This is a genomic window from Glycomyces tritici (assembly GCF_030403505.1).
Genome location: NZ_JAUEMJ010000011.1, coordinates 172,878 through 195,324, shown reverse-complemented (window position 1 = coordinate 195,324; position 22,447 = coordinate 172,878). Strand labels below are relative to the sequence as shown.

General features: G+C 65.7%; 19 protein-coding genes. 10 read left to right on the top strand and 9 right to left on the bottom strand.

Annotated elements, in window-relative coordinates; translation table 11 throughout:
- Positions 1–164 precede the first annotated feature (164 nt).
- On the top strand, positions 165–1,364 hold the full coding sequence (locus QWI33_RS25900) for a M16 family metallopeptidase (RefSeq protein ID WP_289959741.1): 1,200 nt from the start codon (positions 165–167) through the stop codon (positions 1,362–1,364).
- 28 nt (positions 1,365–1,392) lie between these two features.
- Here the strand turns inward: QWI33_RS25900 and QWI33_RS25895 are convergent, their stop codons facing one another.
- Entirely contained in the window at positions 1,393–3,063 is a 1,671-nt protein-coding gene (locus QWI33_RS25895; RefSeq protein WP_289959740.1) for an AMP-binding protein, read from the bottom strand.
- A complete protein-coding gene (locus QWI33_RS25890; RefSeq protein WP_289959739.1) occupies positions 3,047–3,316 on the bottom strand; it encodes an acyl carrier protein in 270 nt (89 codons plus the stop codon). The genes QWI33_RS25895 and QWI33_RS25890 overlap by 17 nt, the downstream gene beginning before the upstream one ends.
- 359 nt (positions 3,317–3,675) lie before the next feature.
- On the opposite strand from QWI33_RS25890, the gene QWI33_RS25885 reads away from it, so the two are divergent.
- The 5 genes from QWI33_RS25885 to QWI33_RS25870 all read left to right on the top strand — a co-directional run bounded on the left by QWI33_RS25885 (position 3,676) and on the right by QWI33_RS25870 (position 9,305).
- A complete protein-coding gene (locus QWI33_RS25885) occupies positions 3,676–5,499 on the top strand; it encodes a condensation domain-containing protein (RefSeq protein WP_289959738.1) in 1,824 nt (607 codons plus the stop codon).
- Between the two features lie 89 nt (positions 5,500–5,588).
- Positions 5,589–6,404, top strand: coding sequence for an AfsR/SARP family transcriptional regulator (locus QWI33_RS25880; RefSeq protein WP_289959737.1), 816 nt, complete (start codon positions 5,589–5,591; stop codon positions 6,402–6,404).
- Positions 6,405–6,553: 149 nt separating this feature from the next.
- Complete coding sequence (locus QWI33_RS29520; RefSeq protein WP_353895556.1) at positions 6,554–6,658, top strand: class III lanthipeptide; 105 nt, start codon at positions 6,554–6,556, stop codon at positions 6,656–6,658.
- Between the two features lie 182 nt (positions 6,659–6,840).
- Complete coding sequence (locus tag QWI33_RS25875; RefSeq protein WP_289959736.1) at positions 6,841–7,848, top strand: protein-L-isoaspartate O-methyltransferase family protein; 1,008 nt, start codon at positions 6,841–6,843, stop codon at positions 7,846–7,848.
- On the top strand, positions 7,845–9,305 hold the full coding sequence (locus QWI33_RS25870) for a class I adenylate-forming enzyme family protein (protein ID WP_289959735.1): 1,461 nt from the start codon (positions 7,845–7,847) through the stop codon (positions 9,303–9,305). The genes QWI33_RS25875 and QWI33_RS25870 overlap by 4 nt, the downstream gene beginning before the upstream one ends.
- A gap of 18 nt (positions 9,306–9,323) precedes the next feature.
- Here the strand turns inward: QWI33_RS25870 and QWI33_RS25865 are convergent, their stop codons facing one another.
- Positions 9,324–10,625 carry an MFS transporter gene (locus QWI33_RS25865; protein WP_289959734.1) on the bottom strand — a complete coding sequence of 434 codons (1,302 nt, stop codon included), beginning with the start codon at positions 10,623–10,625 and terminating at the stop codon, positions 9,324–9,326.
- Positions 10,622–13,321, bottom strand: a complete 2,700-nt coding sequence (gene lanKC / locus QWI33_RS25860; protein WP_289959733.1) for a class III lanthionine synthetase LanKC — start codon at positions 13,319–13,321, stop codon at positions 10,622–10,624. The genes QWI33_RS25865 and lanKC overlap by 4 nt, the downstream gene beginning before the upstream one ends.
- A 525-nt stretch (positions 13,322–13,846) precedes the next feature.
- On the opposite strand from lanKC, the gene QWI33_RS25855 reads away from it, so the two are divergent.
- The 3 genes from QWI33_RS25855 (at position 13,847) to QWI33_RS25845 (ending at position 16,511) form a co-directional block, all read left to right on the top strand.
- Positions 13,847–14,599: a class I SAM-dependent methyltransferase gene (locus QWI33_RS25855; protein WP_289959732.1), complete on the top strand. Its 753-nt coding sequence runs from the start codon at positions 13,847–13,849 to the stop codon at positions 14,597–14,599.
- A 386-nt stretch (positions 14,600–14,985) separates the two neighbouring features.
- Complete coding sequence (locus QWI33_RS25850) at positions 14,986–15,738, top strand: GNAT family N-acetyltransferase (protein WP_289959731.1); 753 nt, start codon at positions 14,986–14,988, stop codon at positions 15,736–15,738.
- A 284-nt stretch (positions 15,739–16,022) separates the two neighbouring features.
- The gene (locus QWI33_RS25845) at positions 16,023–16,511 is read left to right on the top strand and encodes a lamin tail domain-containing protein (protein ID WP_289959730.1); all 489 of its coding nucleotides are present in this window, start codon (positions 16,023–16,025) and stop codon (positions 16,509–16,511) included.
- Positions 16,512–16,522: 11 nt separating this feature from the next.
- Here the strand turns inward: QWI33_RS25845 and QWI33_RS25840 are convergent, their stop codons facing one another.
- The 4 genes from QWI33_RS25840 to QWI33_RS25825 form a co-directional block, all read right to left on the bottom strand.
- A complete protein-coding gene (locus tag QWI33_RS25840) occupies positions 16,523–16,792 on the bottom strand; it encodes a transposase family protein (protein ID WP_353895555.1) in 270 nt (89 codons plus the stop codon).
- A gap of 872 nt (positions 16,793–17,664) precedes the next feature.
- A complete protein-coding gene (locus tag QWI33_RS25835) occupies positions 17,665–18,060 on the bottom strand; it encodes a hypothetical protein (protein WP_289959729.1) in 396 nt (131 codons plus the stop codon).
- Between the two features lie 883 nt (positions 18,061–18,943).
- Positions 18,944–20,131, bottom strand: a complete 1,188-nt coding sequence (locus QWI33_RS25830) for an alpha/beta hydrolase (protein WP_289959728.1) — start codon at positions 20,129–20,131, stop codon at positions 18,944–18,946.
- Positions 20,132–20,290: 159 nt separating this feature from the next.
- Positions 20,291–20,995, bottom strand: a complete 705-nt coding sequence (locus tag QWI33_RS25825) for a TetR/AcrR family transcriptional regulator (protein WP_289959727.1) — start codon at positions 20,993–20,995, stop codon at positions 20,291–20,293.
- 325 nt (positions 20,996–21,320) lie between these two features.
- On the opposite strand from QWI33_RS25825, the gene QWI33_RS25820 reads away from it, so the two are divergent.
- Positions 21,321–21,548 (top strand): hypothetical protein, encoded by a 228-nt coding sequence (locus QWI33_RS25820; RefSeq protein WP_289959726.1) that lies wholly within the window; start codon positions 21,321–21,323, stop codon positions 21,546–21,548.
- Between the two features lie 67 nt (positions 21,549–21,615).
- Here the strand turns inward: QWI33_RS25820 and QWI33_RS25815 are convergent, their stop codons facing one another.
- A complete protein-coding gene (locus QWI33_RS25815; RefSeq protein ID WP_289959725.1) occupies positions 21,616–22,215 on the bottom strand; it encodes an NADPH-dependent FMN reductase in 600 nt (199 codons plus the stop codon).
- Positions 22,216–22,447 lie beyond the last annotated feature (232 nt).

Genomic DNA, 22,447 nt, shown 5'->3' with positions numbered 1-22,447 from the left:
TTCTGTCGGGCAGCAAGAATCGTCCAAGGGAGCCGACGCGAGTGAGCGAGCACGATTTCAAGAAGATCCCACCGCTTGCTGAGGAAGCGCCCCTTCGACTGCCTAACGTGATCGAATCTCGGTTCTCGAGTGGGCTTCGACTCATCATGGCCCGGCGTCCAGGCGTGCCACTGGCTGAACTTCGGCTCTCCATCCCGACCGCTCGCATCAACCAGGCGGTCAAGGACATGGCAGCCGCCGCACTGCTCACCGGCACGGCGAACGCGACCTCGACCCAGCTCGCGCAGCGCATCCAAGGCGCAGGAGGCACGCTCCGCGCCGACACCGGCCCGGGCGAGCTCACGATCTCCGGCAACTGCCTCGCCTCAGGACTCCCTGACCTCCTAGCCGTCCTCGGGGACCTGCTCGCCACCGCCGATTACCCTGAACGGCCCTTCGAGACCAAACGCGCCCGGGTGATCAGCTGGCTCTCGGTGGCTGAGCAGCGAGCCGACTTCCAGGTTGACCGGGCCTTCAACGCACGCCTCTGGGGAAAACACCCCTACGGTCGCCGCACACCCTCCGCCGATGAAATCGCCGCGGTCGAACGCGAGGCTGTCATAGCCGCCCACCGGTCCATGCTCCAGCCCAAGGGCGCCCGGCTGGTCATCGTCGGCGACATCGACCCCGAGCAGACCGCCACCGACGTCGAGAAGGCGTTCGAATCCTGGAGCGGTTCCGCGGGCCCCGGCCTCCCGGAGCCGCTGCCCGAACTGGAGCCCGGGCCGCTGGTCCTGGCCGACCGCCCCGGCTCGGTGCAGTCGTCGATCCGCGTAGCGTGCGGCGCCGTCGGCCGCACCCATCCCGACAACGCCGCCCAGCACCTCGCCGTCATGGCGCTGGGCGGCTATTCGATCTCCCGGCTCGTATCGAACCTGCGCGAGACCAAAGGCTTCGGATACTCACTCTGGGCGTACGTCGACCAACTCCCGGTCGGGTCGGTGCAATTGATCGGGGTGGACGTCGCCACGGACGTGACCGCCGCGGCACTGGCGGAGATTCTCGGTGAACTCCGCGGAATGACCGAGCGCCCGGTGGACGAGGAGGAACTCCGCTCTGCGCGAGGGTTCGCACTCGGCGCGATGAAGATGGGCATCGCCACGCAGGCCGGACTCGCCAACTGCATAGAGGCCCTCGCCGCTTGCGGCCTGCCGCTCTCCTGGCTCGCCGACCACGCCGAGCAGCTGCGGGGTGTCACGCCCGGCGATGTGCGACGGGTCGCCGCTGAACGCATGGGTCCCGACAACGCGGTCGTGGTGATCCTCGCGGACGTCGACCAGGTCGCCGAGTCCCTCGCCCGGTATCGGGGAGCCGAGCCGCAGTAGGTGCGCAGGCCGGCTTCGCCGCAGCCGATTAGCGCTCGACCCGTGCGCGGCTTTCCGGCCACGAACACAGGGTGGTCATGGAATCGGCGAGCAGCTGACGCACGCACTCGGACCGCCGAGGCTTACCGCTGTCGGTCACAGGGAGCTCGCCGGGCCCGACCAGCACGATCCGGTGGGCGCGAACGCCGGTCACAGCCGGAATGAACCTGGCGATTCTCCGGACGACCTCGTCAGGAGCCAAGTCGTCCCCGGGCTCCGCGGCGACCCAGAGCTGCTCGGACCTCAGCCCGCCACCGGCGAGTGCGCACCACCGCCGGACACCGAGTTCTGCCGCCGCCTTTGCGATCTCATGGTCGATCGACGACAGCGAGTGGGTCACGCCTCGGATCTTGACGATGTCCCGCCGCCGGCCGACGACCCACAGCATGCCGTCCTCGAACACGCCGAGGTCTCCGGTGACGAGAGAAACGGCAGCCGCAGCCGAACGCTCCTGAGCGGACCGGTTGCTCTCGTCCTCACCGACGACCATCGCCACTTGCGGCCCCGACACCCGTATCTCGCCGACCGCGCCCGGTGCGCACGTACTGCCGGTCTCTGGATCGACGATGGTGATCGAGGTTCCCGGCATCGGCCGACCTGCGGCGACCACCTCGTTCTGCGACCAGGAACTGAGAGCCGCCCGCGGGGGATAAGGCTCGCCCGGCCTCGTGCCGGAGACGAAGAGGGTGGCCTCGGTCAATCCGTAGGAGGGGCAGAACGCCTCCGCGCGAAAGCCCGACGGACCGAAGCGTTCGACGAAGCCGTCGAGCACCTCACTCCACAAGGGCCCCGCAGCGACCCTCGCCACCCGCCAGGAGCTCAAGTCCAGTCCGGCCGCGAGCTCCGGCCCGATCCGGTCGACGCAGCGCGAGTAGCCGAATTCCGGCGCGGAGGAATAGGTGCCGCGGTACCGCTGGACGGCGCGGAGCCAGGCCATCGGGTCCTCTGCGAAACCTCGGGAGGCTACGAGCGTGGAGGTGGCCCCCAGCGTGAGCGGCAGGAGCAGAGCGTTCACTATGCCCATGCTGTAGTGCATCGGGGTCCACGAGACGAACCGGTCCTCCGCAGTCAGCCCGTACGCCTCGGCCGCCTGTTCGCAGGCCGCCTCGATGTTTCGGTGTGAGACCAAGACGGTCTTGGGATTCCCGGTCGTGCCCGACGTCGATTGGATGAACGCGATGTCGGTCAGCGATCGCGCGAACGACGGGGTCTTCTTGGGCCGGGCGAAGAGGTTGAACTCGCTCTTGCCGAAAGCGACCTGACGCCAGCCGGCGCCGCCGATCACGCGGTCGCTCAGGACCTGGTCGGTGCTGCAGGCGCGCTGCGGATCGGATGAGAAAGTATCGGTCCCGCGCACCTCCGCTGGGGACGGCAGCACTTCGCAGGCCAGGCCGGAAGCAAGGCAAGCCAGGACTCCGACCGCCGCATTCAGCGGTGAGGCGCAGGCGATACCGACCGGCACATCGACGACGCTGCCCTCGATCTGCGCCGCCAGGATCAGCGCGGCCCGGTGCATCCCTCCGTAATCCAGCGTCTCGGCATGCCCGTCTTTCCCAGAGACCCACCGCATCGCGGTCTTTGAGGGATCAACGTCGGCATGAAGGGCCACCCGGTCCATGAGCGACGTAGGTTGGCCGCTCCCGTCAAGCAGGTCGAGCATGGGCCAATGCGTTCGTCACAATGATCGCGACCGCGGTCAGGTCCGAAGCCGACAGGAGTTGGTCGACGGCCAGTTCCACGCCCCATTCGTCATGGATCGCGCCCAGCAACTCGACGACCGCCAGGGAGTCCCCTCCGAAGTCGAAGAAGTTCGCGTCGGCCTCAAGGCCATCGATCTCCAGGATCTCCACGCACTGCTGGATCAACCGGGGCAATACGAGTTCCAAGGCGGGTGCGGCGGATGCTTCAGTCATTCACAGGTTCCCTTCACGGTCGCCAGGATGGGGAGGCCTCCGGAAACTGCGCCTTCCCCACCTAGGGTCGTCGTGCTCACGTGGAACCCGAAGGTAAAGACGGAGAGTATGAACCTCGCATTTTCAACGCACGATGCAGCGAAATGGATGAACCAATGATTCCAGAGTGGCGAGAGTGGCCAAGTGGGCGGTGCAATTACCACTTAGGTCACTAAAGGAATCTTGACTTCACTACTCAAGCTGCTAGGCTCGAAAATTACCGGGAAAATCTCGAAACTTTCGGGCCCCGGACCCCGGGGCAGCGAGGAAAGGTAAAGATGCAGGTAACTCGCACGGGACCTCTCACCTGGGCGCAGCACATGTTCTGGTTCTACAACGATCCTTACTTCATGGAGGATTGGGGCGCGGAGCCGCGGATCTCGCAGAGGATCCGGCTGCCGGACGGAACCTCGATCGCGAACCTCGAAGCGGCGCTTTCGGCAAGCGCCGAGCGACATGAGGCCTTGCGAACCTTCTACGAGCGTCCTGGAAGCGAGGCTCCGAGGCAGTCGGTGCTCGCCGCCTACCGGCCCGAGGTCACGATCGGCCCGCCTGACGCGGTGCAGCCGGTGAGCATGTTCGATCGGCCCGGCTTCCGGTGCCAGGCGACTGTCGACGGGGCCACGGTGCTGGCGGCCATGCTGGTCGCCAACCAGGTAGACCTCGACGGGACCTCCATGGCGATGATCGGCCGGGAGGTGGAGGTCTTCCTGTTCTCCGGCGGGAGATCGCGTCCGGTCATCGCGGCCGACAGGCTCCAGCCCATCGACGTCGCCACCTCGGAACTCGCTTCGGACTTCAGGGCCGCAGTTCGAGGAGAGCGCGCGGTCCAGTACTTCCGGGAGCTCAGGGAAGACGCTCCTCGGAACTTTCTGCCCTCGCTGAGCTGGAAGTACGGCTCAGGCAACACCAGGTCCGTCACCTTGCTGGACAAGACGATCATGGAAGCGGCCACCTCGGTCGCGGATCGCTGCGCCGTCTCGACTCCCTCGGTATTCCACGCAGCGGTCTGCAAGGTGGTGAGCGACTGGACGCGAACCCCTCGGTTCCTGTTCACGACCGCGGTCGCGAACCGGTGGAACAAGAAGGTCCGCGATTACGTCGGCCGACTCGCTTCGACCGTGGACTGCCGGTTCGAACTCGCTCCCGACGACACCTACCGCTCAGTCCTCAAGCGGACCCACAGCTCGCTGATCAATGCGTACTTCTTCGCGAATCGCGACATCGGCGCCTGCATGATGGACAACGCAAGGGCCAGTGAGACCGCAGGGTCGACCCTGGCCAGTCCTGTGCTCATCGAGTACCTCGACTACTTGAGCAACGTCGCGATCGTGTGGCCCCATGAGGGGCAGGACATCTATCCCGGGGTAGGAGAGGCCCGCACCGATCATCTCTGGTTCAACATCTCGCCTTACCGAAACGCGACCAGTCTGAACGTGAACTCGGATGCGGCAGTGTTCTCCGAGACGGACACCATCGAGATACTGCGGCAACTCGTCGACTTCATTCAACGGGCGGCGAACGGGTTGGATCGTCCGGTCCAGCGCTCTGGGGACTGTTCGGATGCGTGGGCTGGATCGCCGGAGACCAGGTGGCTCGAGTTCGGCGCCTCGCGGTTCTCCGCGAACCGCATCGAAGCGCTCATCGAACGCTGCGAGGGTGTCGTTGCGGCGATGGTCATCGTGAGCGGAACCGATGGCCTCGTCGCCTATGTCGCGGGCGTCGAAGTGGATCTCACTGAGATCCACGAACGGCTGCTGGTCGAGTCCTCCCACGATCCGCTCGTCAAGATCCCCGCGCTCTACGTCCTTACTTCCGAACAGCCGGAGTCCGCGCATCGTGCAGCCTCCTGGCAGGCGAGCCCCGTGATCGACCAGTTCAGTCCCATCGACGACTACCCGGCACGAGTCTTCGTCGACGAGCGCTTCGAGGTCCTGAAGCAGGTCTTCACCGAGTGCAATAAATCGTCGAATGTGGATCCGACGAGGTCGTACAGTGCACTCGGGGGCAGCTACCTGATGATCGCGGGGATGATGGAACTGCTGCGCAACAGCGGATACACCGGCCTCGACCCAGGAGATTTCCTCGGTCTCGGCTCCATGGCCTCACTCGCGAAGCGCATGCGGCGAGAGGCGTCGCTTTGAGACCGATGCAACCTGCGAGAGACCAGACTCGTCCCGACCGATCCCCCTTCCCAGGAGCACTTGCGCCTCAAGTCGGCAAGGAGACCCCTTTGAACATTCGCATCCGTTTGCTCGACAGCGTCGCGATCAGTGACGGACGCATCACGCACACCCCTTCCCACCACATCAGGAGAGGCGTCCTCGCCGCCCTGTCCTTGAACGCCGGCAAGCTGGTCACGTTCGAAGCCATGAAGCACTGGTGCTGGGTGGACGCGCCGGCGTCCGCTCTTCCCAACCTTCGATCGGCCGTCTCAGGGCTCCGCACCGACCTCGAGAAGGTCATACCCGGCACGTCCGGCCTGCTCACCACGCAGCGCGGGGCACGAGGAGGAAGCGGCGGAGGATACCGGCTGGCAATCGACCCCGGCCAGGTCGACGTGATCGAGTTCGAGCACCTGTGCAGCCAGGCGCACCGGCGCTTCAAGTCCGCCGATTGGCCCATGGCAACCCGGTACTGCCTGCAGGCCGAGGCGCTGTGGTCCGGCGGTTTCAGCACGGATCTGCCCTCGACTCCCACGGTCTCGACGCACGAGACCGCCCTGGTCCTGCAGCACGAATCCCTTTTGGAAACGCTGTTTTCGGCGTCATTGCTGGAAGGAGCGGAGATCACCGCTCGGCTTCCCGAGCTCAGCATCGCCGTGTCCCAAGCGCCCCACCGGGAACGACTTCGGCTGCTCCACGCCGCCGCTCAATTCCTCGTCGGTGATCTCGAGGGAGCGCTCGCATCGATCAAGCGCTGCATGATGTACTTCGACGAACTCGGGGTGGGCATGCCCGAATCAATCGCTTCGCTGCAGTATGCCGCGCTCAATCGGGATGCGAGTCGCGTCCGCGCATTGATCCACAACGAGGTCTGCCGGTGCTGAACTGCACGGTATGCGAGTGATGCGTTGCCTGTACGCGAGCTGATTACGGTCGATGACGGTGGCATGCAAAAGCGTTGTCTGCTGCAAGGGCGAATGACCGACTGCCGCTCGAAGGCGTCGCTTCGCATCACGACAGGAAAGGAAAAGCCATGATTCTCGCTTTGCAAGAGCTGGAACCGGTGGACGTTACCGGCCCGATCGAGCTCAACTTCAGTTCGACCTCCTGCGCCCTCGGCAGCTGCACTTCCAAGTAGAAGTGGATTCAGGGAGATCTGAGGGGCATCGCCGATCACCCCGATCAAGCCGTGACGGGCGATCGGCGGTGCCCCGATTGCACGTCGTGCCTGAGGAGCGAGTCGCGGCACGGATCTTCCACCGACCCGAGGACCTCCAGATTTCGCTCACATCGGTGAACTGAATGGAGTCGACACCGACCATGGCCCACGAAGACTGCTACCGCGACCGCTATCTCGCTGCGCTGCACGGAGCCGGGGCGGCGGTGAGGAGAAGCACCCGAGCGGCCGTCGAGTCGGTGCACCCGTGCCGTTTCGGGTCCGACGGCATCGACGGCTCGTCAGGTCTGATCCCGACGCCGCGGGCGACCCGAATCGGGATGATCGACCTGTTGGACCTCCGGTCCGGCATGAGGGTGCTGGAAATCGGCACAGGGTCGGGTTATGCCAGCGCCTTGATCGCGCACTGCATCGGTGCCAGCGGCCGGCTGACGACCATCGAGCTCGACGCGACTCGGGTCGAGAGAGCGGCAACGGCTCTCTCGACCGCGAGCGTCACCGAAATCGACCGCCGCTGCGGCGACGGCCTGGCGCTCGAACCTGGTCGCCGCGACTTCGACCGAATCGTCGTCTGGCCCTCCATCGCGATGCTGCCGATGCGACTCTGCGAGTCCCTCGCTCCGGAAGGTCGCGCGCTGTGCATATTCGACAGACCGGACCTGCAAGTGGGCGCGGAGGTCAGGCGTGGATCGGACTCCTTCAGTGTCGGACTCGTCAAGATCCTCGTCCAGCATGAGACGCCCGTGGCAGGAAGTCTGACAGCCGTCGTGGACCGAGTGGCGCGTCAGGGCGCTGCGACGTCCACACGATCATGGACGGAGGGTCCCGCCGGTCGTGTCGTCGACTTCTGGGCATGGCTACTCTGGCGCGGGCACGCCGCCTTCCTGTGGCCCAAGGCCGGACCAGAGGTCATGTGGCTCGAGAACGGCGGGGGTGACCATTGGGCCCGATATCGCCTGGCGCGGCGCGAGGTCGCCGGAAGCGGCGACGGCATCGGAACCATGGAGCAGGAGTACGCCGACTGGCTCGACCGAGGATCTCCACGGGCCGCCGACCTTCCGATCCGATGGGGCGAAGCGTCCTCGCCCGTCGGAGACTGCCTGGTCCCGGCCTGGGAAGGCGTCGAACCGCGTTTGAAGGAGCCGGCATGAAAACACCGCTGACGATTCCCGGCCTGCTCGAGGAGCGGGCGGCAAGGGATCCGGAGCTCCGAGCCGTGAGCGAGTTCGACGGCAGCGCAATGACCTACGGGAGATGGTGGAGCGAGGCGACGAGACTCGCGGCCGACCTGCGGGGCCGCGGGGTTCCACCGGGGCGCGCCGTGGCCATCGCCTTGAGCGAGGAACGACTCGGTGAGATCGCCGTGGCGTGGATCGGCGTCGCCCTGAGCGGTGCCGTGCCGATGCTGGCCACGGGTCTTGAGCCGAGCGCGCTCAGGCGGGGCATCGAGACCGTCCGTCCTGTCGCCGTCATCCATCGCCTTGAACGTTCGACGGACGAGGTCTCAGGCGAGTGCCCGCTCGAAGTCCGCATGGAACCACTGGAGCACCCGCCCACGGCATCGTCCGACGTGCTGCCGGCCGACGCGGCCCTCGTGCTGCACACGTCCGGCTCCACCGGGGAACCGAAATGGGTCTCCTGCAGCAGCGATAACCTGTTGTGGGGCAAGTGCATCTGGGAGGCTCGCCGGAAGACCGACTACCTCTGCGCGGTCAGTCCGCGGGACGCGCTCGGCATGCTCATCGACGCGATGTGCCGCGGCTGGACGATCGTCTGGCAGCCCCACTTCAACGTCCCGGACTTCCTCGATCTCGCCGTGAGGCACCAGGTCCGCGTGGCCTCCTTGTACGCCAGAGGGATCACCCGCCTGAACGCCGACGAATGCCGGCCGCCCGGCGGACTCGATCGACTGCGCACGATCTTCGTCTCCGGCAGCCCGCCGACTGCGGACGCGATCGCCCGCTTCCAGGCCGTCGTGCCGAAGGCGAAGATACTGAACCTCTACACGCAGACCGAGACCTGGCCAGAGGGCGCGATGATGGTCTACGACGGCAGTCGTCCCGACGCTGTGGGCACGCCGACGACGGGCAGCGAGATTCGGGTGACCGGGGCGGACGGCTCGGCCCTACTGCCGAACCAGGTCGGCGAGGTCTGGCTGTTCCCCGCGCGTCCGGCACGGAGATACGTCGGTAGGACGACGGACGACCGCAAGGGGTTCACCAACGGCTGGATTCGCACCGGCGATCGGGGCTACGTCGACGACGAGGGACGGCTGCATCTGCTTGACCGCTGGCGGGCGGTGATCTACCGCGGTTTCACCTCGGTTTCGGTGGCCGAGGTCGAAACGGTCCTGTCCGAGCACACGCAGGTGACGGAGGCGGCTGTCTACGGCGTCCCCGATCCCCGCGTGGGTGAGGAGGTCGTCGCTGCGGTCGTGGTCGACTCGGCGGTCGACGAGGATGACCTGCTGCACTTCCTCCTCGCAAGGCTGCGGCCGAACCAGGTGCCGCGGCACTTCCAATTCGTCGGCGAGCTGCCGAGGAACGCGGAGGGCGAGGTGGCGAAGATGCTGCTAAGGCGGCGATTCGACGAGCGCCAGCTGACCTGAGTCAGGTTCGCCCGGAGCTCAAGCGGCTTCGCGCTCGGCGGGTTGCGGTTGCGGCTCCTCGTCGTCGTCCACCACTGCCGTGCTCGCCAATCGCGCTGAGGTCAGGAGGGACCCGGCGACGACCGCGACCACTGCCGCGACGACGCCGTAGACGATGAGGACGGTGCGGACCTCGATCAGTCCGGTCAAGGCGGCAACACCGGCGTTGAGCGCCACGTACAACCCGCGTTCGACGGCGTTGACCGCCGAGCCGACCCGTCCGAGCTGGTGGTTCGGAGTGATCGCCAGGAATAGCGACTCGATGCTGGCGGAGAGCCTGACGCCGACGCAGTTGAAGAGGAAATGCAGGGCGACCAGGTGCCAGAGGCTGGGCGAGAGGCCGTATCCGATTCCGAGGAGGGCGAAGGCGAGGATGCCGATCCTGAACCAGGCCAGGTCGCTGAGCACCCGTGAGAGATGGCCGGCGAGCAGACCGACGACCACGGTGCCGAGACCCGCGGTGGCCTGCACGGCGAAGATCCCGAATCCGTCGGCGTGCAGTTCGTCCACGGCCAGTGGCACGTAGAGGACGTTGATCGCCGCCGTCGCGATCGAGATGCTGGCAAAACCGAACAGCAGGTACCGCATGGCCGAGTTCCGCGACAAGAACACCATCCCTTCGGTCAGGTCCTCCTTGAACGCCGGCCTGGTGGCCGCTACTGGGGGCTTGCCCACCGCGGGGTTGCGGCGGATTCGCAGGTACAGCAGTGCCGCGGCGATGAAGGTGACCGCGTCCAGGACGAACACGGCGTCGAGCATGTCGGTGGCGTACATGGTCGAGGCGACTCCCGCCCCGATCGTGCCGACCACGAACCCCGTCGCTCCGCCCAGGCCCGACGCACCTGCGCGGCCGTGGTTCGGGATCACGAGCCCGAAGATCGCACCGGCTGCGGGGGCGGTGAACGTGGACACGGTGAACTGCGCGGCGATGACCAGTGCCGCGAGCCAGAGGAGATCGGGCTCCATGAACATCAGCGACAGCACGAGCACCGCCTGGATCAGACGGCCGACCACCACGATCGCCATCCGGTTCCAGCGGTCCACCAGGACCCCGGCGAACGGGCCCACCAGGATCATCGGAACGGTGCTGGCGATGGTGAAGACGGCGATGATGCCGGGGTCGTCGGACCAGTCCGTCAGCATGAGCAGCATTGCGAGCCCGGTCGCGCCGGAGCCGATCCCGCTCACGAGGTCCGCCAGCCAGATCGCCCGGTAGTCGGGGATCTTCAATACCTGCCAGGCGGACAGGGCGGTCGGCCGGTCGGGCCCGGCGGAGCTCACAGGCGTTCGCCTGGAGTCGGACGCGGCTTCGCACGCTGCGGCAGATGGTCCGGAAGCAGCTGGACAGGGCCGGGGTCGCCGCCGGCTCGAACCCCCTCGAGGCGGTGGAGGAACATGCCGATTCCCGCTGCGCCGGTGGCGAAGTCCGCTGAATGGCGCAGCAGCTGCGACCCTGGGAAGAGGAGGTGCCCGTCCTCCTCCCGGGCGAAGATCGCGATGCCTTCGGCAACGCGGCAAGCACCCCGGAGCGCCTCGTCCTTCCCGGTGAAGGAGTGGACGTCCAGCAGGAAGTCCCCCATTCCTGACAGGCCCGACAGGTAGCCGGGCATCATCGTGTATTTGCGGGAGGCGTCGACGACCAGGTCGTCGACGAACCTCTGCAGGTCCTCCTCCTGGAAACGGAGCCAGAATCGGAGCGCCGCGCCGCCGACGCCGGCGGAGCCGGAGAGCCAATAGGGGCTGACGGTCTCTCGGTACTTGACATCCAGGGTCTCAGGGATGCTGCGGTAGCCCGCGTCCATCGCGCGGGCGTGGGACATGACCTCGCGGATGAGGTTGAGTCCGGCGAGCTCGAGCTTGTCGTCTCCGGTGGCCGTCCCGGCGTACAGCAGCGCGAGCGCGGACCCGCTGGCGCCGAAGGCGAACCCCGGTCGGTCGAACTGCGAGCTCTCGAGCGCTTGGCGGACTCGTTCGGCCAGTCGCGCGGCGGTCTCCAAGTACGTGGTGTCGCCACTCCGGTGCCAGAAGTGCAGATTGGCGAAGACGACTCCGGCGTCTCCGTCGAACACGGTGCTGCTCTCGCCGATGAGCGAGTGGCCGTTCGCGAGCGCCATCACGTCGTGCGCGTACTCGCGCATACCGAGTTCGTCGCAGGCCCACGCGATCCCGGACATTCCGAGGTACAGGCCCGGAGGCAGGTCGTCGGCGTGAATGCGGCGCTGCAGCAGCCACGATCGAGGACCGCTGAGATCCGTCTGTCCCATGTAGGCCAGAGCCCGCATCACGCCGACCACACCGTAGGCGACGGACAGGGGGTTGGTGCTGTACAGCATCGGATCCCCGGCGTACGCGCGGTCAGACCTGTCGAGCGTCGAGGCGAACCCGATGCCGGATACAAGGCGCATGAGGTCGAGTTTCGACGCTTCGGCCTCGAGCCGGCCCGCGGGCCCGACCGCTTCTGGAGCCTTCGGCTTGAGTTGCTTCAGGCGGGCGACTACCGCTTCAATGGGCGGTCGCCGCAGCGGGTCCTCGTCCGTCATGGCGGTGACGAGTTCCGCGAGGCCTTCGGGAAGTGGCAGGTCGGCGTTGAGGTTGCCGATGAGCCTGTGGAACTGCCTTCGATCCGCGATGCCCGGTTCGGTCGAAGGGAAGAGGCACGCGAGCATCAGTGTTCCCAGAGCGAACACGTCGTTCGCGAACTTCGGCAATCGGTCCTGACGCTGATTCATCGGGGTGAAACCGGTCGAGATCAAGTACGAGGTCTCGTGCTCGTCGAGGCAGACGGCCGATTCGAAGTCGATGAGCGTCACGTGGGGGAGGTCGTCGCCCGTCCGCCAGTCCAGCATGATGTTCAACAGGCTCAAGTCGCCGTGGACGACCCGGGCGTCATGAAGGCGTGCAATGGTGGTCGCCACCTCGATCCACACGTGGACCGCGGTTCGGAAGTAGTCCTCGTAGGCGTCGGCACCGTCCAGGGTGAGGAGCGGGTGCCTACCGGTGATGAAGCTCAGCAGGTGGACCGACTCGTCAAGGAACTCGATGATGAGAAAGGCGTGCTCGTCCTGGACGAAGTAGTCGATGGGCTCGACGATCCCGTTCGAGCCTTTCAGGCGGCTCAGCATCGAGTACTCGTTCCGCCTGATGCTGACGGCGTCCATGTCCCTGTCCGGAAGCGTGTCCGTGCCGGGGCGGGCCTCTTTGGCGACGATCTGCCGCCCGGTCTCGAGGTCGGTGCCCAGATAGATGCCGCCGATGTTAGTGAAGCGCAGGGCGCTCTCGACCCGGTAGCGGTCGGCGAGCACGATGCCTTGCACCGCCGCGGGCTCTTCGGCCGCGAACGGGTCATACCGGATCCACTCCGGGGGCGACCAGTGAGGGAGCCGCATGTCCGGAACGAGTTCGCCGTTCTCCGGATTGCGGATCATGGCCATCGGCGCGCCGGTCGTGGTCATTTGCCAAAGTGGACGATGACCGCCGAACCGATAGTAGAGCACCGCGCAGTCGCGGTATCGGCGGTCGGAGAGGATCCTGGGCCCCTTGAAATCTCGGAGCGCTTCGTAGAGGATTCCGAGCAGGTGCCCGCACTGCAGCTCCGAAACGGGGTAGACCGTGATGAACTTGCAGCCGTTGCCGCGTGGCATGAGCCGGCTGTTGCTGTCCGCGAGTCTCGCCTCGTCCGACAGGAACTTGAAGTCCACCTTGAGTTCGGCGAGTGCGGCGACGGTTCGATCGAGTACTGCTTCGGCGTTGGAGTTCAAGGCGGAGACGTGGATCTTCCACCCTTGTTCGACGCCTTCGCCTGTGCCCTGGTCGACCATGGTCCAGTTGCCGGACTGGTCGAATCGCGCGCTCGGGCCGACATGGGAGCGAACGATCTCCAAGTACTTCGGCGAGACGGGCTGCAAGGATGGGTCGGTGAACCACAGCTTCGAGGAGCTTGTGTAGAGCTGCAGCAGCTTCGCGTCAAAGAGTGTCATCGATTCACTTCCCACGGGATCGCGCCGTTGATGGACTTGAGATCGGAGGTGACACCGCCGATCCGGGTACACGATGGACCGCGACCCGATCGACGGCACCACGCTTCGTGCTACTTGTTGCAGCTGTTGCTGATGCAGGAGCTCGTACTGGTGTTGAGTTCGATGGGACCGGTGAGTTCGATGGGATCCAGTTCCTGCAAGGCGAGTACCATGGCAGTCCTTTCCGATTCGACGGCCGCGTGCGTCTCGATGGAAGCCCATGGGATTCTGGTCCCCATGCTGCGCAACCGGCCGTGTGGAGGTGTGCTTGTACGCGAGACAGACGATAGCGCCGGAGCGCATGATCAATGCATGAGCCGCATACCAACCCGCTTTCAACCAAGGTGGTGACGCACATGGACACTGCTTGACGGACTCGTTCGATGGCCCGACTGAGGATCTCGAAATTCGTTTCCCATGCAAAGACCGTGCGCGTCGCGGGCATCCTTCAAGGCCTGTCGAATTCGGGACCGAGAGGTGGACGCGATGAAGGAGAAACCATGGTACGAGACGTCATTCGACGAGTTCTATCTGGATCTGGACAAGTTCGCCCACTCTCCGGAAGGCAGCCGCAAGGAGGCTAGTGACGCGATCGCGCTGCTGGGAATCAGGGAGCGCTCGAGCGTGCTCGACCTCTGCTGCGGCCAGGGCCGTCACTCAATCGCCATAGCGGAGTTCGGACACGAGGTCCGGGGTCTCGACCTCAGCAAGAGGATGCTTGATGCCGCTCGTGCGCACCAATTGGCTGCCGGTGTGGACGTCACCTGGATACATGCTGATATGCGTGATATTCCTGCGGGGCTTGAGTTGGACGCGGTGCTGTCGCTCTACCAATCGTTCGGCTACCTTGAGCATCGGAACGATGACCTTGAGGTACTGAAGGCAATCCGGGCAGCTCTCGCCACTGATGGCCGACTGCTGTTGCAGGTTCCGAACCGAGATGCGGTGGCGAAGGACTTCTGGCAGTCGCGGTTCACGCTGCTCCCGGACGGCTCACACCTCGGTGAGGTCCGGCAGTTCGATCCGGCCTCGGGCTGGTTGCGGCTCACAATGACCATCTTTCGAGACGGATCATCTCAGAGGCGTGAGTTTCGCATACGGCTGTATAACGCCTCAGAAATCGAACAGATGCTGATCTCTGCCGGCCTACGGCTCGTGCAGGTGTCCGCTTCCCTGAGCGGGGCCGCCTTCAACCTGGACAGCGATCGGATGGTAGTCGTGGCGTCGAAGGTGACCTGACTATTGGCATGATCAGGAACTCGTGCTCTCAAAGTCATCGCATACGGTTTCTTTCTTGAGGTGCTAGTCTCCTATTTGGATGTGGGGTTCAAGTCCCCCTCGCACACAGATTAGAGGCCCTGGTAGCAGGGCCTTTTTCGTGTCCTTCGGGCAGGCCTGCGGCCCCGCGCGACGCCTTTGTAGAGCCGCAGCACTGAGAGCGGAGTTCCTTGCAATATTGTGAGAATATATCGGGTGCGAGACATAGTGTCAGCCCGGTGCAACCACCAAGTTTGAAGCTCTCAAAGAGTTGAACGCCGCCTTCAGGAGTCATTTGGGGCACCGATTCGATTGTCCCGCTGGATAACCAGTTGCCGGCGGCTCGCCGTACATTCGACACTGGGCGAATGCCCATCAGTGACGTCATACCGCTCTACCGGCTCCGGATCAACACCGCTCGGCTCGCGCTGCGACTTCCCCACCCTGATGAGCTGCCGCTGCTCGCCGACTGCGCGCGCGAACCCATCCATGCAGTGGGGGAGGAGCCGTTCGAGAACCCGATCGGGTCGGCCCGGTCGTCATGGTCGAGCGCACCGCCTGAAGATCGCGCGAGAAGAGTTGTCCAGGTCCAGCTTGGGGAAGTCGCCCGGTGGACTGCCGACAACTGGCACCTGGAACTCGGTGTGTGGCTCGACGGGAAACCCATTGGTGTCCAAACCCTGTACTCCAAACACTTCCCGGTGACGCGCGAAGCCGTCACGATCTCGTGGCTGACCCTCGCACAACAGGGCAACGGGTACGGCACCGAAGCGCGCGCCGGCGTTCTCGGGTTCGCGTTCGACTGGCTGCAGGCCCGGAGTTGCCGCTCCAGATCGTTCAGAACGAACGGCAAGTCGGTCGGGGTGTCTGAACGGCTCGGCTACCGCGACGACGGTATCGACGTCGAAGCGGTCTACGGCGGTGTCGCTCGGACCTCCCGCAGGTTCCGCATGGAAGCAGCCGACTGGCGTTCCCGGTTGCGTCCCCCGGTCACAGTGACCGGGTTCGACGGCGACTGCCGGACTTGGTTCGGACTCGGGTCCGAGGGCGCGGGAGAGGCCGGTCGGATCAGAGGCCATGGTGGCACTGAGCCTTTTCGGGCAACGCATCATGTGTGCTGAGTGAGGATGAGTCGTCGGGGTCGCTCGATGCGTTGGATGGCCAGGCAGGCGCGGGCGAAGATCCCGATCTTCCAGGGATCGAGTGAGACCTTCTGCAGGCAGCGGAAACGCATCTTACGATAGGCAACCTGCGGGAATGGAGGCGCTACAGGCGGAAACGGGGTGCAGGCGAGCTCCCCTACTGTAATTCCGATGAGTGCTATCATTTGTTTTCAGTCGCTCGAACATCCCCACGACGTGCGATTCGAGCCATCCCTTGACTTCGCAACAATCAGGACATTCTAGTGCTTAAGAAGACGCTTATAGCCGTCGGCCTGGTCGTCGCCGCCCTCGCTGCCACCGCGACCCCGGCCTCCGCTGCCGAGTACCAGTCGGCCCTCAAGATCCGCGGAATCCAGTACAACGCGCCCGGCCGCGATGACAACCGCTGCGTGGGAGGGAACACCTCCGAGGAGTACCTGACCATCAAGAACTACTCCACGACTGCGACGATCAATCTCCGTGGCTACCTGGTCAAGGACGCTGTCGGCAACAGCTTCAAGTTCACCGCCGACCACTACCTCCAGCCCGGTGACTACGTTCGGCTTCGCGGCGGCAACGGCAACGATTCGGACGGGAACAACGTCGTCTACCGGGACAACTGCAACTTCATCTGGAACAACACCGGCGACTCTATCTATCTGTACAAGCCGTCGGGCGCGGGGGCGGATTCCCACTCCTACAACCCGGCGCGCAATGACGCCGACGGCAACGGCTACGTAACCTTCCACTGAGCTTCTTCGGGCTACTCACGCGGCACTCTGATGAGGATGAGGCGGCGGGGGTGCTCGATGCGGAAGAACGCCAGGCACGCGCGGGCGATGGTCCCGATCCTCCAGGGGTTGAGCGAGACTTTCTGCAGGCAGCGGAAACGCGTCTTCAGGTCGGCGTTGGCTTTCTCGGCCAGGGCCCTCTTGGCGCCGATGAGCCAGGTCCATGACTTCTGGTCCTCGGTCAGCTTGCCGCCGCTTCTTGTGCCCCATGACCACAGCGGGGAACGCCCGGAACTTCTCATACCCCAGATCGACCAGGACCAGCAGGTGCTCCTCTATAACGACGCCGATGTTCATGCTCTGGCGCTGCCTACAAAGCGTTGAGGTCGTCGAAGCACAGCGCGCCGCGGCCGACCGCGTCACGGACCGCGGCAGCTGAACGCGAAACGATGTCACTGACGGCCAGGTCGCTGAACGGAGTTCAGAAGTTCCCCACGGTCCACTCAAGAAGTTCAGCGGCCATCGCCAGGCGGCGCGGAGCCGCCAGCTGCGCGAACGTCTCCTTGATCGCGTCCAGGTCATTCCATGCAGTTGCCATGTCCTTTGTCCTTCCTTGGTACCAGCGGAGTCCGGGGCCGCTGTCGGCTCGGAAACTACTCCTCGGAACCCGCCTCAGAACCGAACTCCACGCACGTGGAGGTACTCCGACGGCAGGGCCCTCACTCATCCGATTGAAGATCCGAACCAGCGGCGCAGCTCAGCGCCGTTCAGGACCTTGCCTGACAGCAGCTCCAGCATGAAGTCGTCGCCGATGTCCGATCCGGCCAGCCCGCGGATAAAGTCCGCGTCGACCGCGGTGACCTCATGCGCGTCCAGCCGCGACGGTTCACGAACTGGTGACTATTCGCGAGCATCGTCGTTGCTGAGCGGCACGTCACGCATTCACGACACCAGCTAGGGCCCGGACGGGCCCGAACGCTCCAGTGCTCGTCTTCGAGGAATCTGCCGATAGGACTCGCAGCGAGCGCAGGGTCCGTGCCCTGAGCCTCTTGGGGAGCATCGAATTCGGCCCGACCGAGGGGCGGCCGGTAAGTAAGGCCCGCACTTTCCGCCTCTGGACGAGCGGTGCCCGGGCTTGGAGAAGCCCGGGCGAATAGGCGGATGACGCTGCCGCCTAGCAGGATTTCAAAGCGCCGTAGCCCGTGAGGAACTCGTCCTTGATCCAGCCGCTGACACCTGTGGTGTAGTTGAAGACGTGCGTCCAGGTGCCGCCGGTGCCGCCGGTATAGCAGTCGAATCGAAGCGAGTGAGACGGTTGGGCCTGGCCGAGGATCGTGCAGGAAGGGCTGGTGTTGTGAGGGCCGGAGCGGATGTTCACGTCGGTGGCAGTGGTGGAGCCGGTGCGGCCGTCGGCGAAGTGCCAAAAGTGCTCGCAGCTGCTCTGGATGCTGATATCGCCAGCTGCCCCGGCATCTTGCGCGTTGGCTTGCACGGCGGAGAAGCCGAGCATGGCAATGACCATCATCGCGGTCCCTGTGACTCCTGCGAGTCTGCTGGTGAAGCGTTTCACTGATGTCCTCCTGGGGTGAGCACGAATCCTCGTAGGCTTCCACCGCTTGGCAGATCCAATGAGGTCCGTCCTCTTAAAAGGTGGTGCACCAACTCTAGCTCGGGACATTCCCGCGGGCTCCCTCGCGCGAGGAAGCGATGTCCCCTGCGCGGGGGAGCTCCGGTCTACTGTGACCCTTGGGTTTCGTGTGCTCCGGTTGCACCCTCCCGGCGCTCGCACAGTCGTATCTGGAGTGCTGGCCACGGTATCGAACCTCCCAAGGGGAGTGGTGTCTGCAGAGCTTGGCCTCCTCGGGTTCTGGGGACACCGGCGCATGGCCAGTTCCTCACTGTGGCAAGGACTCTCGAAGTCGAGCTACGCACACGATCGCGGCGTCGAAGAAGAGCGATGGATCGTGGAAGCCTCGACCGAACGCCGTGTAGTCAACGGCTCGACGGAAGTTTGTTGGCATACCCAGCGTTAAATGGGACCGGGCCGAAGCGCAGAAGGAGGTGTTCGCCGTCCCGGCGTCGGGAACGGTGGACGAACTCCTCGCGCGCGAGGTGGACCTGAAGATCCCCGCCGAGAACGTGGGGGTCGGCCTCGAGGTGCCGCGCGCTGATCGCCATCGCTCATCTGCGAAGACGGCAACCGGTGAGCTGGATCCGTACCCAGCTGATGAGTGGTCCGCTCTCTCGAACTCGGCCGCGGTCGCGGTCGCCAGAACAATGAGGGGTTGCCACGGTGGTGATGGCGGCGAGGAGGGTGAACATCTGCGGGACCGCTGGACCACCGCTTCGGTCCGGCCCCTCGCCGCAATGACGCCAGTCGCGACCCTGCCTTCGACCTCGCATGTCGGGACTCGCGAAGAGCAGTCGTGGCTTTGCGGTGGCGCCTCCGAACGCTACGCCGAGTACTCACCGAGGAATTCCAGCGCGGCTGGTCGCAACGCCTGCGAACCCCATGAGCCCCACTGTCCCGTGAAGCCGTGATGCGACCATGCCAGGTCCAGCTCCGTGACCGGGACACCCACCGCCCTGAGCGCTTCCGCGAGCGCCGCGCCCTGGCCGAGGGACACGAGCCGATCCGCCTCGCCCTGCACGATCATCGTCGGGGGCGCCTCGGCGTCCACATGGGTCAGCGGCGAGGTCGTCTCGTAACGGCCGGTTTCCTCGTCCAGGCTCGCGCCGAGGAACGGGGTGAGGTAGCCCTCGGCGCTGGCGGGCATGTCCGACTCGGCGGCGAGCGTGGTGAGGTCGGTGGGGGCGAACCAGGCGGACACCGAGGTCACCGGCGCTTCCTCGACGGCGCATGAGGGCGTGAACTCCGGGTCGCCGACGGTGTAGGCGGCCATCATCGAGAGGTGCCCGCCCGCGGAGTCGCCGACGAGCGAGACCGCGGCGGGATCGGCGCCGTACGCCGTCGCGTTGGCGCGCACCCATCCGAGTGCGCACTTGACGTCGCCCACCGCGTCCTGCCAGCGCGGCGGAGGAGCGAGCCGGTAGTCGATCGAGAAGACCGCATAGCCTTGATCGGCCAGCCACTGCTGCCATGGGGCGCTTTCGGATCGCGAGCCGCCGGACCAGCCGCCGCCGTGGACGTAGACGATCGCGGGCACCGGGCCGGAGGCGTCGGCGGGCTCGTAGACGTCGACTCGGAGGTCCTGGCCGTCCACTGTCGCGTAGGTCTCGGTCGCGTCCGGCGTGGCTTCCGGTGCGGCGGCGAAGTACTCGCCCCAGGACACGTCGGCGTCGCGGCTTGCGGCGGCCCATGGGACGGCGCACATGAGCGAGGCGGCGAGACCCGCGAGAATTCCGGCGGTCGCGAGAGCCCGGCGCCGAGCCCGCCACGCGTAGACGAGCGTGGCGATGCCGATGAGGCCGAACACGACCAGCGTGCCGGTCAGCCAAGGCACGAGCATCGCGACCACGCTGACCGTGTCCTCGGCGGGGCCGAGCGGGATCGGGCCGCTGAAGAACGCGAGTCCGATCAGTACGGTCAAGACTGCGATGGCCCAAGCGAGTCCACGCCCGAGGCCGCCGATCAGGCGGCGGCCGAGCGATCGGCGCGGTTCGGTTGCAACGTCGTTCATCATGTCTCCCTCGGTTCTGCGCACAGTGTGCGCTTGATGAGCACACTGTACGCATCCTAGCGGGCGCCGCGCAAGAGGGGCCCGCGTTTTCGCATCGAACTGCTTGGGGCGCACCGAAAACGGGCGGCGCGAAAGCGCCGCCCGTCCTGGTGGTCGAGGTCAGGGCTTGCGGTCGAGCCGGGCTTGAAGCCCGTCCAAGATGAGATCGAGCCCGAACGCGAAGGCGTCCTCGCGGTACACGGCCGGGTCGTCGTACGCCTCGGCGGCAGCCGTCTCGTTCAGGTGGTCCTGCACCTCCTGCAGGCCTGCGACGAGTTCCGCCTCGGACTTGCCGCTGCGGTGGACCAGGCTCAGCCACGCGGCCTCACTGGTCACAGTGCCGACCACAAAGGAGGTGACCGCGCTCATCGCCTGATCGGCCTCCAGCGGGTCGAACCCGCCTGCGCCGAGCACGTCGAGCATCCGCTGCGAGACCCGAGAGAGATTGGGCCCCAAGTAGGCCAGTCCCACCTGCCCGAGGACGCCGGTCACCCACTGGTGGCGCAGCGCCATCGCACGCAGGCTCCGCGCCGCAGCGGCGACCCCGCCGCGCCAGCCGTCCCGTCCGGCCGGCTCGGGCACCGCCACCTCGCCGTACACCTCGTCCACGACCAGTTCGATGAGCTCGTCCTTGTTGGCGACGTGCCGGTACATCGAGGTCGCGCCCGCGTCGAGCCGCTTCCCGAGCGAGCGCATGCTCAACGCCGCCAAGCCCTCCGCATCCAGCAGCTCCAGCGCGGCGGCCACAATCCGATCGCGGCTGAGCCCGGCGGGCTTCGCGGCGAGCTCACGCGCCCACACGGACGGAATCGACGGTTCGGTCATGGCAACCTCCTCCAGCTCCCGGCGAGGATAGCGCACACCGTGCGCACCGAGCGTTGCTTGTGGGGCCGCAACACCCTGGTACTCGAACAGACCGCCCGGCACACTGGTGCGTCCTCCCGGGTGAAGCTCTGCTCTTCGGTCACGGCCACGAGGACGCGCAACTCGCTCGGGGAAAGGTCGCTCACCGAGCGAATCTAGCCACGCATTCGCCGTCCGGGCATCCGCGGCGCTCCGCCGCCACTTCCATGAGCGCCGTTCATGCAAGCGGCAGATTCTTCCGCGCAGACCGCTGTATGCCGACCCGAACCGCAGGTAGACATGCGCCATGACCGATCGCATGGCCTCCATGCACCTCGTCAACCGGCCGAACGAATTCCCTTCGACCGACGGCGTCGTCTTCACTGACGTCCCGCTGCCGGAACCGGTACCGTGCACCGCCCTGGTCGAGAACCTGTACCTCTCGGTCTACCCGCACATTGGCCAGCTCATGGACGAGGGCTGGGAGCTGCTGCGGGGACGCGAGACGATCCTCGATTTCGACCCCGGCGGGTAGGCGCAGTTCGAGGCCGCGTACGCCGCGGCGTGCGCCGCTGAAACCGCACTGTAGGGACCCGACAGGCCTATTTGGTCGAGGCGGGGTCGCTGTCGCCGATGTGCCCGGGGGCGTTGGCGGCCAGGACTCGCTGTACGAAAGCGCAGTACTCCTCCATATAGTGGCGCAGGAATTTGGCGGTGCTCTCGTTCGTCACCGACCCGTTCTCGCCGAAGTCATCTGGCGTGTAGGTGATGTACGCCTCGGGGGCGTTGAGCTGTGGCGCGTCGAGGAAGCTCAGCACGCTGCGCATCGACGACTGCATCACCGCCGTCCCGACGCCGCCTGGTGAGGCGCCGATGATGCCGGTGGGTTTGCGGGCGAAGGAGTTCTGCCCCCACGGACGCGAGCCCCAGTCGATGGCGTTCTTCAGCGCCCCGGGGATCGACCGGTTGTACTCCGGGGAGACGAACAGCAGTCCGTCCGAGGACTCGATGCCCTCCTTGAACCGCCTGCCCTCTGGCGGGAAGTCGGCGTCGTAGTCCCAGCTGTAGAGCGGAAGATCGCCGATGGGGATCTCGGTGAACTCGAGGTCGTCGGGTGCCAAAGCGATGAGCGCCTTCGACAGCGTGCGGTTGATCGAGCCCGTGGCGAGGCTGCCGACGAGGTAGCCGATCTGGTAGGTCATGGTGTCTCCGGTTCTTCGAGGCGGGCGTCGACGGGCCCGTTGACGCCGAGATCGATTGTCGTAGAGAACCGCCGCGATTACCGACGGTTGGTGAAAGTGCCAGCCAATCGACCGGTACTCCACCATCGCCGTCCTCGCGGACTGAATGCCATTCCAGGAGCGAGGGGGCTCGGATGCACCTGCCTGCAGGCGACTGGGTGGAGATGCAAATGCCGCCATTCGAGCGGCGCGC

Excerpts from the sequence above, each read along its gene's own strand:
- QWI33_RS25895 (WP_289959740.1), bottom strand. The coding sequence starts at position 3,063 with ATGCTCGACCTGCTTGACGGGAGCGGCCAACCTACGTCGCTCATGGAC.
- QWI33_RS25890 (WP_289959739.1), bottom strand. The coding sequence starts at position 3,316 with ATGACTGAAGCATCCGCCGCACCCGCCTTGGAACTCGTATTGCCCCGG.
- QWI33_RS25885 (WP_289959738.1), top strand. The coding sequence starts at position 3,676 with ATGTTCTGGTTCTACAACGATCCTTACTTCATGGAGGATTGGGGCGCG.
- QWI33_RS29520 (WP_353895556.1), top strand. The coding sequence starts at position 6,554 with ATGATTCTCGCTTTGCAAGAGCTGGAACCGGTGGACGTTACCGGCCCG.
- QWI33_RS25875 (WP_289959736.1), top strand. The coding sequence starts at position 6,841 with ATGGCCCACGAAGACTGCTACCGCGACCGCTATCTCGCTGCGCTGCAC.
- QWI33_RS25870 (WP_289959735.1), top strand. The coding sequence starts at position 7,845 with ATGAAAACACCGCTGACGATTCCCGGCCTGCTCGAGGAGCGGGCGGCA.
- lanKC (WP_289959733.1), bottom strand. The coding sequence starts at position 13,321 with ATGACACTCTTTGACGCGAAGCTGCTGCAGCTCTACACAAGCTCCTCG.
- QWI33_RS25855 (WP_289959732.1), top strand. The coding sequence starts at position 13,847 with ATGAAGGAGAAACCATGGTACGAGACGTCATTCGACGAGTTCTATCTG.
- QWI33_RS25850 (WP_289959731.1), top strand. The coding sequence starts at position 14,986 with ATGCCCATCAGTGACGTCATACCGCTCTACCGGCTCCGGATCAACACC.
- QWI33_RS25840 (WP_353895555.1), bottom strand. The coding sequence starts at position 16,792 with ATGAGAAGTTCCGGGCGTTCCCCGCTGTGGTCATGGGGCACAAGAAGC.
- QWI33_RS25830 (WP_289959728.1), bottom strand. The coding sequence starts at position 20,131 with ATGAACGACGTTGCAACCGAACCGCGCCGATCGCTCGGCCGCCGCCTG.
- QWI33_RS25825 (WP_289959727.1), bottom strand. The coding sequence starts at position 20,995 with ATGACCGAACCGTCGATTCCGTCCGTGTGGGCGCGTGAGCTCGCCGCG.
- QWI33_RS25820 (WP_289959726.1), top strand. The coding sequence starts at position 21,321 with ATGACCGATCGCATGGCCTCCATGCACCTCGTCAACCGGCCGAACGAA.
- QWI33_RS25815 (WP_289959725.1), bottom strand. The coding sequence starts at position 22,215 with ATGACCTACCAGATCGGCTACCTCGTCGGCAGCCTCGCCACGGGCTCG.